Origin of the sequence: Nonomuraea thailandensis, assembly GCF_024172165.1 — a bacterium.
Taxonomy (GTDB): Bacteria; Actinomycetota; Actinomycetes; order Streptosporangiales; family Streptosporangiaceae; genus Nonomuraea; species Nonomuraea thailandensis.
Genome location: NZ_JAMZEB010000002.1, coordinates 4,871,101 through 4,884,162 on the forward strand (window position 1 = coordinate 4,871,101; position 13,062 = coordinate 4,884,162).

Consider the following 13,062-nt stretch of genomic DNA (forward strand, 5'->3'; position numbering starts at 1 on the left):
GCACTGGTGGGACTGGCCGCAACGCCGGCAGATGCCGCATGACCAGGCCGAAGATTTCGAGTTGCTAATCGGTGAGCCTGTGCTTCGGTGGCTGATCTGCCCGTCGGTGGTGATGCAACTGCCGTACTTACCAGCCTGCGTACGCGTAAACGCTCTACGAGCGCTGCGGGCTTGAGGGACAGCCTTCTTGTATTCTTCCAGCGCGTTACGGCGATCCAAATATCCCAACTCAGTCGTCCGTCCGCACCGACGACCCACCGTCCTTTCCCCTCTCACCGAGGCCCAGTCGACGTTGCCGCATAGTCGCAGGCAGCGCTTTGAGTGCATTCCCAGAATGCATCGGCGGGCATCCAAGCCCACCCGACTCGATTGCCTTTACTGTCCGCCCCAAACACCTGGTAGCGCGCCTGAGGTACTGCAGCGGCTCCGGCTACGTTCATGTCGACCGCGAAGCTCTCTTGAGCCCGCCCAATGAAGGTGGCGTATTCGAGTTTGCCCTCCTGGTTCGAGTGACGCCTGAGCATCACAGTAGGCGACTGCAGTCTGCCGTTCCTACGGCTCCCGCCGAGTTGCCGAAGCTCGATGTTCCGCGGTGGCGCAGGTTGAATTCATCGACCTGGGCTTCGACGCTGACGTGAGGCTGCATGGTTCACAAGCAATCGCGCCTGGGTGGCGGCTCGGGCGGGTGCGGTGGCGTGGCCGGCGCCGAACGCAGCCCGGCTCCGCACTGGTCGGTGGCCCGGATGAGCGCGGCGGGTGCCGGTGGGGCCGGCCACAACTGCAGGTGGTACAGCTCGCCGGGGTGTCGGCGTCGTTGACGAGGCCGAGGGGCTGGGTGGCGAGCGTGATGGCGACGTGGACGGTGCCGGTGTCGATGCCGGTGTAGAGGAGCGCTCCGGCGGACATGACCACGATCAGGCCGGTGGAGTGGTCGGCCGTCCGGATCGGGATGTCGCCACCGTCGAGAAGGCCGAAGGCGTGGTCGCTCACGCGGACGTGGGCTGGGGCGTCCATCATGGCCTGCCTTCCTTGACGAGGCGCGCGCCGCTCAACGCCGGGCTGAATCTGCTTGTCCCTGCCCGCCACGGGCGGGGCTCACCCTGCCGCACCGTTGCCCGCGGGGCGGCAGGGTGAGCCTTGCATCAAGGTTCAGCGGAGTCATGCTCCCACGGTGACGCGGAAGGGGGTCACCGCCCAGGACGCGCTCGCGCCGGAAGGACTGGGTGTTGAGGCCGCGTGATCGTCGCGGCCGCCTGCCGGGTTCGGCTGCGACGGTCATGGGGGGCCGCCTGCGGGGTTCCAGATGCGGAAGACGTAGTGGCCGTCCTCCGGCTGATACGCCTCCACCTCGTACATCCCGGGCCCCCCGAGGTCGATCCAGCCGGCGTCCGGATCGACCAGGGGGTTGACCTCGAGGTCCCCGCTGTCCAGCTGTACCTCGGCCCGCACCCCGCCCGGCGCCGGGTCGGGTGCGGCCGGCCACAGCTCCACCGTCACCCGCGCCGGGTGCGGGGACCCGTCCTGGCTGACCACCGTGATGGCGTTGCGCCCGGTGAACAGCCAGCGGGACGGGTCCGCGAAGTCCGGTACGGCCTCCTGGGGGCCGCCGTCGTCGAGCAGGTCGAAGCTGTGGTGGTCCACCAGGACGGTGGTCTCCAGCCGGTGCAGCGGGGATGTGGTCATCTTCTAGTTATGCGCCTGGATCGAGCCCTGGTCGAGCTCCACGGGCCGTGCCTCGTCGAGGTCGTAGCCCGCGCCTGCGACATTGTCGTACGACACCTCGCCCTGCGGGTAGGCGCCTGCCGACAGCGGCCAGACGACCAGGCGGAATCGATCGGGCGAGCCGTCGTAGGCGTAGGCGACGAAGCCGCGGCCGTCCGACGTGCTGCCCTTGAGGGCGATCTTGTCAGAACGGGTCACGACCAGCCACTCCAGTGACGCCGAGTCCAGGTCGAGGCCGTCCTTGACCCGGTAGGAGAGCTTGCCGTTGCCCGGAGCGGGCCCTTCGTCGTGCGGCAGGTACTTCGGGTTGAACTGCACGTGCGCCTTGCCGTCAGCCGCGGCCAGCCAGCCGCCCGCCGTGGCGAAGCCCGCGTCGGGGTCGTAGACGATGACCAGGACGTCCTTGGTGCCGGTGCCGGTGTCGTCGTCGGTGACTTTGGTCTTGATCGTGTACATGCCGGGTTCGGTGAACGTGTGCGTGTTCTCGCAGGTCAGGTCGGCGGCGTTGTAGGTGCTGGCAGTGCCGTCGTCCCAGTCGGTCACGCAGGTGTGGGTGTCGTTGGCGCCGGGCTCGCCGAAGACGGCCTGCAGCTTGACCGGGGTGCCGGCGCGGAAGACCTGCCAGGGTTGCGGCTGGTGGATGCCCGGCGTGTCCGGCGGCGTGTCCGGGGTGTCGTCGGCCGCGATGACCGGGCGCGGGCCCAGGTGCGGGGCGACGTTGCTGAGCCGTACGGTCGCGCTGTCGCTCACCGGCGCGTTGTGGCCGTCGCTGGCCGTCAGCGTCACGGTGAAGGTGCCGTCGTCGGTGCAGGTCACGGTGGTGCCGCCTGCGCTCGCGTCGCCGAAGCCGCAGGTCGCGCCGGGGTCCACGCCGGGCCCTGGGGTGAAGCTCCAGCTCACGTGCGGGGTGCCGGACTCGGGGTCGCTGGCGTTGCCCTGCAGCCGGTTGGCCGCGCCCTCGTCGCCGGAGATGTCCGGGCCGGCGTCGACGCTCGGCGGCAGGTTCACGGGCGCGGGGCCGCCGCCGTCGGCCGGCTCGTCCTCATCGGCCGGGATGGCTTCACAGGCGTCGGAGTTCTCGGGCGGGGTGTCCTTGATGTGCACGTAGAAGCCGTCGGAGTGGTAGAGGATCCGGTCGTCGCGGTAGTAGCGCTTGAGCGCGTTGCCCGCGCAGCCGTTCACCGTCTTCGGCACCCCGAGCACCGAGTAGTCCCAGTTGGGGTTGGAAGCGCCTTCCACGGTGGTCGCGAAGGGGTATTCGTCGCACTCCTGCCCCTTGGACGTGTCGTAGTCGCTCTTGGGGATCGTCGCGCAGCCCCGGTCCTTCTCCCGCCCGTTGGCCTTCCACACCGGCCCGTCGTACGGCACGCGGTGCAGCGCGAACTGGTCGTCACGCCGGCCGGGGATGAACTTGCCCGGGATGATCTTGGCCGTGTCCTGCTTGGGATAGGTCTGCCACGGCTGCCCGTCGCGCAGGCAGAACGGCTCGGCCTGCGCGCACGCGATGTGCTTGGCGACGTCGGCGACTTCCTTCTTCTGCACCGAGTACTGCAGGTGCGGGATCACGTCGTCGAAGATGCACGCGCCGCGCCGCTTGAGCCCGAAGTAGACGGCCGAGTCGCAGCGGATGTTGTGCGTCTCGGCGGGCAGGCCCGGCAGCGTGGTGTTCCAGGAGTCGATGATGAAGCCGTCGAAGGCCCAGGTGTGCTTGGCGATCTGGTCGGTGCCGACCGACGGCAGCGAGGTGATGGACCAGGACGTCCAGCCGTCGTCCCAGTCCTTGAGCTGCTTGCCGGTGTGCGCGTAGCTCTGCTCGCAGCCCGTGGCGGCGCCGAGGCAGCTGATGCGCTGCAAGAGCATGGACTCCGGCCGGATGTAGCCCTTCGTGGTCGGCCAGTAGACGGCGTCCCCGGCCTTGAAGAAGACCGTGACGCCGCGGTTGGCGTCGTCGCGGCCGTAGGCGACGGCGTCGAAGTCCATGGTCACCGTGGACATCAGCCTGCCGGCGACCACCCGTCCGGCGGAGATCTGGTAGCGCTGGCACCACATGAACCGGTTGTAGACCCGGCCGGTGGAGTCCTTGGCGTCGTCGCTGTTGAGGCAGTCCTCGACCTCGGGCCCACCGGGTTCGGCCGGCGGTTTCCTCGGCACGGAGGCGGCGGCGGTGGTGAACGGGTCGCGGTAGGTCAGGTCGGGCTCGTCGGCGTCCGCCTTGAGCTGCGGCCGGGTGGTGAGCTTGCCGGTGTCGTCGACGGTCAGCTCGCCGGTGTAGGAGAGGGCTCCTGCTTCCTGCGGTGGCTCCGCCTGCGCCGGGCTCGCTTGGAGCGGCACGGCCAGGGTCAGAGCCATGGGTAAGCAGAGCAGGGCACGCCGGAATCGGCTCATCGCATGTACTCCCCGTAACAGATGGGGCGGCCGTCAAGCGCGACCGCCGCCTGCGAGCATATGCCGATTTCTCCGACAGGTCAGTGACCGTTTGACGCGTGGTTTCCGGATCGTGTCGAGGGCGGCGGGCCGTCACACCGTGGCGATCATCTTGCCCGGGTCGCCGCCCCGCAGCATGGCCAGGAAGGCGTCAACCATGTCGTCCAGGCCTTCGGTGACCGTCACGTCCGCACTGGTCGAGGCTCACTGCTCGCCCTGACCATGCACGTCCCCAGCGCGGGGACCATTCTCGGGCTACGATGACATTCGTGATCACACCGGGCGGTGAGAACGCGCCGTCCGCGACGCTGACCCTGACATCGCAGCGCGTGGACGACGTCGCGGTGATCACTGTCGACGGGCTCCTGGATGCCACCACCCGCGAGCAGTTCGCCGGCTACCTGTCCCAGACCAGCCCTCCAATGATTGTGGACCTGGCCGGGGTGACGTTCATGGATTCCCGCGCCCTGGCCCTCATCGTGCAGAGCTGGCAGCGGGCCACGGCTTCCGGCGGCCGGTTCGCCCTGGTCGGCGTCGACTACGCCCACTCCAAGGTCATGTGGATCACCGGCCTCGCCCAGCTCCTGCCCCTCTACAACACCCTGGAAGAGGCGCTGGCCGCGCTTCTGCAAGATCGGCCTTGACCCCGAAGGTCGCCGGCGGCGGTGCACCACCGGCGGCGATGATGATGGTCATGGCCGTGCAGGGCAGGCCTGCGATGCGGCATGGGGCGTCCCGCCTGCTGCGCGAAGGCGGCGCCCCCGGGGGTCAGCTCGGCGCGAGCCCCGGTCCCGGCCTCAGCCGCCTCCTTCGCCGGACAGGAGGCGATCGACGAGGGCCTTGAGCGTCTTGGTGTCATCCGGGCCGAGCCGGTCCAGCAGGTGACGTCGGGTGGCCGACTCCAGTGTCGGCAACGTCGCATCGATCGTGTGCCTGCCCTCCGGGCAGAGCGTGACCTCCACTCCGTTCGGAACCTTGTCGCGGGCCACGTAGCCGCGGTCGGCCATCCGGGTCAGCAGGTGCGACAACCGCGTCCGGTCCCAGCCGAGGGCGGCGGCGAGGGCGTTCTGCCGCAGACTCCCGCCGGACTCGTGCAGGCAGACCAGGACGCTCAGTTCCGGCTCCGAGACGCCGGACGCCGCGGTGGTTTCGGCGATGACGGCGGCGCGGACCATCTCATGGGCGCGTTTCCATCGCAGCCACAGCCCCGTCGCCTCACTCGGCCCATCTGTTGACATATCAACACCTTCTTCTTAGTGTTCGACGTGCACGACCTGACCAGCCGGCTCCTACGCAAGGACTTCTTCGATGCTCGATCCTCGACGGCACTACGCCAGTCTTCGCCTGGTGGCCCTACTCCCCCTCGTTCTGTTCCTCCCTGCCGTGATCGCCTTCTTCGCCGACCCTGACGTAGCGTGGGGAGAATACCTGGGCGTCTTCTTCCATCTCTCGATCCTCTTTCTGGTGTCGCGCCTGGAGGCGGCGCCCTGGGCCAAGGCCGCGGGCTACGGCTGGGTGGCGCTCGACGTACTGGCCGGCATCCTGATGATCAACGCGGTCGAGTACGACACGGCCTGGGCGGTCCGGCTCGGCGGCCACGTCCTCGCCGGCGTCTGGATCGTAGCCAGTTCCCTGGTCAGCCGTTCCTGGCCGGTCCGCGTGGTCGGCGTCATCACCGGCGTCTGGCTCGCCGGCTACTCCTTCGTCGGCACCCTTCTGGCCGAGGAATTCCTGCGCCCGGCCGGAATCATGATCCTGGTCTGGTTCGCCCTCCTGGCCTTCCTCCACCGCGACGATCCCGCACATCCGGCGGCGCCGGCCAGCCCGGCACCGGCCTGACGCGCGGAATTCGAACGCTCCCCCGAGCCTTCGCCGCGGGATTCGCACGTCAGCCGACCGCAACGGCCAAGCATCCCACTCGTGCCCAGAGCCGGGGCGTAGCCCCGCCCGCATGCACTTCGCAGCTCCTGGACGGTCCTTGCCCCGGTGGCGGTCAGGGCCGGCCCTCGCTTCCCTCGCCAGAGTTGTCCAGGAACAGGACCACCAGGGAGGGCTCGACACGGACCATGGGGGCACGTTCCGCGGAGCACCGCGCGTCTCCCGGCACTGTGGGCGCTCGGGTGGGCGGTGGTGCCGAGCACGCGGACGCGCCTCGTGGTGTGCTCGATGACGGCCAAGGTGCACTGGCGTTGCCCGTTCAGAGTGACGGTCTCGAAGAAGTCGCAGGCCAATAGGGCGTCGGCTTGCGAGCGCAGACAGTCGGCCCAGGTAGTGGACGCCCACTCGGGCGCAGGATCACCTTCCCACTCGAGGATCTCCCACACCGTGGACGGCGCGACCTTGCGTGGTGAGCTCACCGTGGACCCGCCGGTAGCCCCAGTCGGGGTTCTCTCCAACCAGGCGCAGAATTGAGGGCGCGGATGGAGCGGACCGCGGCCGGGCGACTGGGCCGCTCCGGCCGGCAGGTACGGGCATGTGACATGGCCAGGCCGGGTCCGATGGGGCCTACTCAGGACACCGATCGCGTGTCACGCATGCGGCCGCCCCGTGAGCCGCCTCCTACTCCCACCGGTCCGGTCCGCAGACCTCGGGCGCCCCGGCGGCACCTGTTGTCGGGACACCCCGATCTTCGCACAGGTGCGGCGAGGCAGCGAACTGATCGGCTCACCAAGACCAGCCTGACGTTGAGAGAACACCATGACAAGCGAGGCTTGCGGGATCCGAAGACACAGGGTCGTCATCTCCACCTTCTCGCGCCGGCTGGTGGAGATCTCGCCGCCGCGGCCGTAGCAGATCACCCACCTACGTGCGGCTGTCCTGCTTGGCGTCGGCGTCCGCACGGCCGCCGTCGTCCGTGATCTTGAGTTTTCGTACGGCGGGAGCCAGCACGAAGGGCAGGTTGGCCGCCGCGGTGCCGAGGCAGGCGATCCACAGGAGCTGGTGAACGGTGACGGCCTCGCCCAGCAGCCCGCCGACGACACCCCCGAGCGGCAGCGAGCCCCACATGAGGAAGCGGAGGCTGGCGTTCATCCTGCCGCGCAGGGCTTCCGGGCAGATCGCCTGGCGGTAACTGCCCTGGGCGACGCGGCCGCGCCGTCCCAACCGACCTGCGAACGTAGTGCCGGAGAAGCGTCTCCGCGCTCCGGCACGCGCTTGAGCAGGGTGCCAAGCGCGTCGGACAACTCGAACCCGAGACCGTCACTTGACGTACGGCATCATGGCATTGCGAGAAGAAGGGCCAATAGTGCCGCCGTCGTGGGACTGCATCTGCGTTCGGCGCGGTTGACTGGGATGCCCGAGTGATGCGAGCCATGGACCGACTCCCGCTCCCGCGACGACGGACCGGAACACAGATGGGCACATTCCAGGAAGCGATGGCGATCCTGCGGCGTGGAGACGTCTCCGAGACGGATCTGCGCCCGCAGTGGAGCGTGGGTGGCCACGTGCACGGCGGCTACCTGCTCGCGGTGATGAGCCGCATGGCCGGTGAGGGCCCTATCGGGCAGCATCCGTATCCGAGCAGCGCATCGAGGCGTTGATCACGCTGGAGCGGCTGGCGCATGCCGGCCTCCGGGTGGTCGGGGCTGGAGGCTGGACGGGACCAGGTCCAGCAGGCCGCGGTCCCGTGCCCGCGTCGCGCGGGTGGAGCCCCCGCCGGATGGGGACGGACGATGACGACTCGGGGTGAACGGTGAGCGACGAAGCCGATGCTGTAGTGATCGGAGCGGGTATCAACGGCCTGGTGGCCGCGGCCGAACTCGCGGGCGCGGGATGGACGGTGGTGCTGCTCGAAACGCGCGACCGTCTCGGCGGGTTCATCGACTCCGAGAAGCTCACCATCCCCGGACACGTCCACGATACGTTCTCGTCGTGGCATCCGCTGTTCGTCGCAGGCGGCGCGTACGCCGAGCTCGGCGCGGCGCTGCACCAGCGCGGCCTGGAGTACGCCAACACGGATGACGCCGTGACCGCGTCGATCTCCGAGCGTGGCGTCGTCATGGCCGACCGGGACCCAGAGACGACCGTCGCCCGTCTGGCCCACTCCGCCGATCAGGCGGCGTACCTCACCATGCTCGATGAGCTCGACCGGCGTGCGAGCGTCGTGTTCGGAGTGCTCGGCTCGGAGTTGCGCGCCCGGGACATCGCGCGGCTCGGCACGACCGCGCTGCGGAGCCTGGGCGTGAGCGGCGCGGTGGAGCTGGCCCGGGTCGCCGTGCAGAGCGGCCGCGGCTTCGTACGCGAGCGTTTCACCGGATGGGAGGCCGACCAGCTCTGGACACCGTGGCTGCTGCATGCCGGGCTCGGCCCCGACCACGCCGCCGGCGGCCTGATGCTGCCGGTGATGGCGGCCACCGTGCACCGCATCGGCCTTCCGGTGGTGAAGGGCGGAGCTCGACAGTTCATCGCGGCCTTCGAGCGCCTGCTCGCCGACCGTGGCGTCGAGGTCCGTCTGGGTGTCCGCGCCGAGCGTATCGAGGTGACCGGCGGCCGTGCGGTCGCCGTCCACGCCGGCGGCCGGCGTATCGCCGCCCGCAAGGCGGTGCTGGTCTCGACCTCGACCGGCGATCTCTACGACCGGCTGCTGGACCGCGACGCCGCAACCGAGAACGGGCGGCGTGCGGCGCGGCTGCACCGGCCGGGCCGGGCCGCCATGCAGATCCACCTCGCCCTCGATGAGCGGCTGCGGTGGAGCGATGCCCGCCTGGACCCGGTGCCACTGGTGCACATCTCGAACGGCGCCGACAGCACCGGCATCGCCTGTGCCCAGGCCGAGGCCGGCTTGCTGCCCGCCGCGCCTACGGTCGTCGTGGGACAGCAGACGGTCCTCGACCCCAGCCGCGCTCCGGAGGGCGCCGGCACGTTGTGGATTCAGCTCCAGGAGCTGCCGTTCGCTCCCCGCGGCGACGCCGCAGGCGAGATCGACGTGGCCACTGCCTGGAGCGAGGAAGTCGTGGCGGCATACGCGGACCGGGTGATCGATCGGATCGCACAATTCGCCCCCGGTCTTCGCGACAGCATCCGCTGCATCGCCGCCCTGCCGCCGCCCGCCCTGCTCGCCGCGAACCCGAACGCTGTCGCCGGTGACCCGTACGGCGCCGCCGCCGAACTCGACCAGAGCTTGTTGTGGCGTCCCGGCACCGGGACCGGCCACCGGACGGGCTTTGCCCAACTCTGGCACATAGGCGCCTTCACCCATCCCGGCGCCGGTCTCGGTGGCGGCTCGGGACACATCGTGGCCCAGCAGCTCCTTTCGACCGGCAGCGTCCGGGCAAGAATCCGTCGCCCTCGTGCCGGCGAGAAGGACTAGTTCGTTGGTTCTGCCGGTGACGATTGCGGCGGAGCGGTTGTCATCGTTGATGGCAGGTCGGGCACGTTGGCCGGACCTCCGGGTGCGGTGGCGGAGGCCGGTGAACGCAGCCATGGCCTCCATGCGGAGATGGCCGTCGCACCTCCTCGGACCCGTTTCATGGGAACGTGTCAGGCGCCTGCCCGTTCGCACTGACCCATGAAACGGTGTTCGCCCTGGCCGTGCTCGGCGGCTCGATGACGCCCGGGGTGGCCGTGCAGCAGTATCCCTGCAACGACACCGACCCGCGGAAGTGGCGGATCGCCTTGTCAGGCCACCGTGGAGGAGGAGGTTGACCAGGTGTTGCACGAGCCGGGATCTCCCGTGGCGAACCCGCGCTTGATCCAGGCGCGGACGGTGGAGGTCTTGCCCCACCAGCTGTGTTTGCCGTCGCTGTCACCGGCGACCAGGGTGACGAAGTAGCTCCAGTCCTTGGTGGAGCGACCCTCCATCGGCCACACGCTCTTCATGAAAGCGGTGGCCAGGCAGCCGGACTGAAGGGTGTAGCGCCGGCTCTGCTCACGGGACTCGGCCTTGGTGGGGCGGGGGATCACGCCCAAGGCGTCGGTGATCCCGGTCAGTTGCTGCACGTGGTAGCCGTACATGGAAGCGGTCATGAACAGCAGCCACAGGCTGCTGGGGTCCTCGACCCAGTAGCCGTTGCCGACCTGAAAGGCCACCGTGCGATTCTTCGGGCAGTACCAGGCGTGCGAGCCCTTGTCGGTCACGTTGGAACCGCACCACCCCTTGGGGATGCGGCTCATGTGCCGCACCTTGACCGGCTCGTAGGGCAGGCCGGCGTTGGTCAGGTGCTGTTCCCAAGTGGTTTCCAGGCACGCGATGACCGCGTCGATGTAGTCGCGGACGAGTGCGCGGTCATGACGCTTGACCGGCGGCTCCGTGCAGGTGGTCGCAGGCAGCACACCGGCCTCGTACAACGGGTTGGCGATCAGTTTCGGGTGCTTGACCGGGTAGGCGGACGCGGCGGCGGCGGTCGCGGTGGCGGGCAGGGGCGCGATGAGGGCGGCCGTCAGCGCAACAAGGGGGAGGATCTTCACGAAGCGTGACGATAGGGCCCGTCCTGCTCCTGCGACAACCCCGCCCGCCGCAGACATCGCCGATGAAACAGCTGTGGCAGGTCATCAGGGGTCGCAGGGCGGGCGCGTCTCCTCACGACAGGTGCTCACTCGCCTACGAGCGACAGGCCAGGCCTCGGTTCGGGTCGTGCTGGAGGCGCGACGATCTTCCGCTTGCTCACGTGCAGGGGCGGACCAGCCATCCGCAGGCGTCACCGCGAACCCCTGGCGTCGGTAACCGGACTCGTCGCGGTCCGGGGTGATGACGGCCGCGATCACCTGGCCCGCGCGGGAAAACTGAGCTGCTGTCAAACGTGCCGGGCTCCCCGGCGCAGGTGCCGCGCCGACCGCGGCCACCGTCACGAGGGATGGTACGGATGGTGGACCGACCAGGCGGGCCGCTGCCGGCCGAACGGGCCTCCGGCTCCTCCCCACGACCGGGGCCGGCACCAATACCGCACGGTGACCTGGTCGGTCGTCACGACGAGCCAGGAGATGGCTCCAGCCCTTGTCCCGCCGCAGCAACGGTGTATCCCGCTCGGGGCGCTCGGCAGCTGGCTGCCCTACGACTCAGCGGCTGCCGATGGGCGGACGATCTGACTGGTCCCCCGGCGCAGTAGCTCTGCCGGCGGTGGTGGGCGGCGTCGCAGGACGGGGGCCCGCCCCGGCCGTTGATGGAGGCGCGGAACAGCGGCCCGGCGGTGTAGCCGGCGCGGGACCCGGTAGAGCTTGAGAGGGCTGCGTACCCGCGCTCGTCCAGCAGGACGGCAGGAGCGCCGGCACGGTCGACAGCCGACCGGAAGAGGGCCGGCCAGAAGAGGGCCGGCCGGAAGAGGGCCGGCACCTCGTTGGTCTGTAACCGATCACGCGTCATCGCGAGGGGGTGACCAACTGTCGGACGGCGTCGACGACGACGCGGCGGCGTTCGGGCTCCTGTACGAGGCCGCGTACGTCCTCTCCATGGCGCTGCCACATGTTCGCGATGGCCAGGACCAGGGCGAGCAGTTCGGCTGCGCTGCGTTGGCCGGTCACAACCCCGCGACGCTGTGCGTCCTCGATCGCCGTGACCTTCTCGGCCATGGACCTGGTGACGCTCGGGCGTACATGTGACTCGGCGTCACCGCGTTCCAGCGTGTACCAGGCCACGAAGCGCATCACCGCGGGGTGCTCCAGTCCCGCGTCGTAAAGCTGCCCGGCGTATTCGGGCAGGTTGTCCGCGTCGATCGGGATCCCGGACACCACCTGTTCGACGATGGCGTCGTAGACCGCCTCGAACAGGCCTTCCTTGCCCTCGTAGAAGGAGTAGACCAGGCCGGCGCTGACTCCGGCGCGGGTGGCGATGCGGTCCACGCGTGCTCCGCCGATGCCGTGCTCGGCGAACTCCGCCAGCGCCCCCTCCAGGAGTTGCCGGCGTTTGCGCTCGGGGTCTCGCGTCCGCATCGCTCCAATATCCTCTAATGAATGTTCACTTGACAAATGAGCGGGCTCGTCAGGCTGCCAGTTCGACGATGGCCTGTACAACCGCAGCCGTGTTCTCGTACGAACCCCGTGTCCGCCCGGCAGGCGCGGCGGTGTCGCTGTGGGGATGCGGCCGGCCAGTTCGGCCGAAAGGGCGCAACCGCAGGCCGGTACGCGAGCGTGCATAACCCGCGTACGACACCGGATGTGTCACTCGCCCGTCTGTTCAGCCCGGCACCGCGGCCTCGAGCGGATCATCCGGGAGTGGGCTGTGCCCGGAGCCGGGCAGGTAGGGAAGCAGGACGGGGTGGGCTCCGGCACGCACGGCCCCAGGTTCCCTGAGGATCGCTGCTGATTGCGTGCACGAGTACCAGGGCCGTGCCCGAGCCCACCGTGTCGTATGCCAGCTGTCGCATCGAGATGGCCTCGGGCGGTCAGGCGGACAGGGTGATGGCGCCGAGCTGGTGCAGCATGCCGAGGATGTCCTCGCCGAACCATGCCTCGGCGATCTTGCCGTCGCGCACCGTGTAGATGCCGATGCCGAGCCATTGCGCGCGGCGACCGGTGGCGGGGGTGCCCAGGAACGGGCCGGTGTGGGTGCCGCTGTTGGAGAAGCGGAGCACGACCGTGTCGCCGTCGACGAGGGTGTCGTGGATGGTGAGGTGCATGTCGGTGAAGGCCCCGCCGATGGCGGCGCGCAGAAAGGCCTTGTACGCCGGGATTCCTGCGATGTCACCACCACTGCCGGCGTGCCATTTCAGGTCCTCGTGCCAGAGCTCGCCGACAGCGTCGATGTCACCGCCGTTGACGACCTCGTCGATGAACCGGCGCACGATCCGGGCGGGGTTGTCCCCTCTCCCGGCGAGCGGGCCGGGCTGTTCTGGGGTGTGGCGTTGATCCGCACCCCTGTGTTCGCGTTCTGCGACGTCGCGGCGCGGGTCAGGCCGCGGACCGCGTGCTCGGTGGCCGTATGAGCGGCAGTGGCAGCGGCGGCTGCGGCGACCTGGTCTGGGTCACTGACATCCGCGGGAAACG

At 69.4% G+C, this 13,062-nt stretch carries 11 protein-coding genes; 4 read left to right on the forward strand and 7 right to left on the reverse strand.

The features are described 5' to 3' along the window. Positions 1-1,275: 1,275 nt before the first annotated feature. Both HD597_RS25995 and HD597_RS26000 read right to left on the reverse strand, forming a co-directional pair. On the reverse strand, positions 1,276-1,683 hold the full coding sequence (locus HD597_RS25995) for a hypothetical protein (protein ID WP_253745332.1): 408 nt from the start codon (positions 1,681-1,683) through the stop codon (positions 1,276-1,278). Positions 1,684-1,686: 3 nt separating this feature from the next. After that, complete coding sequence (locus HD597_RS26000) at positions 1,687-4,071, reverse strand: PKD domain-containing protein (protein ID WP_253745333.1); 2,385 nt, start codon at positions 4,069-4,071, stop codon at positions 1,687-1,689. Between the two features lie 344 nt (positions 4,072-4,415). Here HD597_RS26000 and HD597_RS26005 point away from each other — a divergent pair, with 344 nt between their 5' ends. Beyond that, on the forward strand, positions 4,416-4,790 hold the full coding sequence (locus tag HD597_RS26005; RefSeq protein ID WP_253745334.1) for an STAS domain-containing protein: 375 nt from the start codon (positions 4,416-4,418) through the stop codon (positions 4,788-4,790). A 153-nt stretch (positions 4,791-4,943) separates the two neighbouring features. Here HD597_RS26005 and HD597_RS26010 read toward each other — a convergent pair whose 3' ends face one another. Next, positions 4,944-5,384 carry a MarR family winged helix-turn-helix transcriptional regulator gene (locus HD597_RS26010; RefSeq protein WP_253745335.1) on the reverse strand — a complete coding sequence of 147 codons (441 nt, stop codon included), beginning with the start codon at positions 5,382-5,384 and terminating at the stop codon, positions 4,944-4,946. Positions 5,385-5,454: 70 nt separating this feature from the next. Between HD597_RS26010 and HD597_RS26015 the strand changes: the two genes are divergently transcribed. Then, complete coding sequence (locus HD597_RS26015) at positions 5,455-5,985, forward strand: hypothetical protein (protein WP_253745336.1); 531 nt, start codon at positions 5,455-5,457, stop codon at positions 5,983-5,985. A gap of 963 nt (positions 5,986-6,948) precedes the next feature. Here the strand turns inward: HD597_RS26015 and HD597_RS26020 are convergent. Then, complete coding sequence (locus HD597_RS26020) at positions 6,949-7,248, reverse strand: hypothetical protein (protein WP_253745337.1); 300 nt, start codon at positions 7,246-7,248, stop codon at positions 6,949-6,951. A gap of 251 nt (positions 7,249-7,499) precedes the next feature. Between HD597_RS26020 and HD597_RS26025 the strand changes: the two genes are divergently transcribed. Both HD597_RS26025 and HD597_RS26030 read left to right on the forward strand, forming a co-directional pair. After that, the gene (locus HD597_RS26025) at positions 7,500-7,685 is read left to right on the forward strand and encodes a hypothetical protein (RefSeq protein WP_253745338.1); all 186 of its coding nucleotides are present in this window, start codon (positions 7,500-7,502) and stop codon (positions 7,683-7,685) included. 152 nt (positions 7,686-7,837) lie between these two features. Continuing rightward, positions 7,838-9,454 carry a phytoene desaturase family protein gene (locus tag HD597_RS26030; RefSeq protein ID WP_308210697.1) on the forward strand — a complete coding sequence of 539 codons (1,617 nt, stop codon included), beginning with the start codon at positions 7,838-7,840 and terminating at the stop codon, positions 9,452-9,454. Between the two features lie 308 nt (positions 9,455-9,762). Here HD597_RS26030 and HD597_RS26035 read toward each other — a convergent pair whose 3' ends face one another. The 3 genes from HD597_RS26035 to HD597_RS26045 all read right to left on the reverse strand — a co-directional run bounded on the left by HD597_RS26035 (position 9,763) and on the right by HD597_RS26045 (position 12,860). Next, positions 9,763-10,551: a neutral zinc metallopeptidase gene (locus HD597_RS26035; protein ID WP_253745339.1), complete on the reverse strand. Its 789-nt coding sequence runs from the start codon at positions 10,549-10,551 to the stop codon at positions 9,763-9,765. Positions 10,552-11,439: 888 nt separating this feature from the next. Continuing rightward, entirely contained in the window at positions 11,440-12,009 is a 570-nt protein-coding gene (locus tag HD597_RS26040; protein ID WP_253745340.1) for a TetR/AcrR family transcriptional regulator, read from the reverse strand. Between the two features lie 452 nt (positions 12,010-12,461). Continuing rightward, positions 12,462-12,860: an ester cyclase gene (locus HD597_RS26045; RefSeq protein ID WP_253745341.1), complete on the reverse strand. Its 399-nt coding sequence runs from the start codon at positions 12,858-12,860 to the stop codon at positions 12,462-12,464. Between the last annotated feature and the right edge of the window lie 202 nt (positions 12,861-13,062).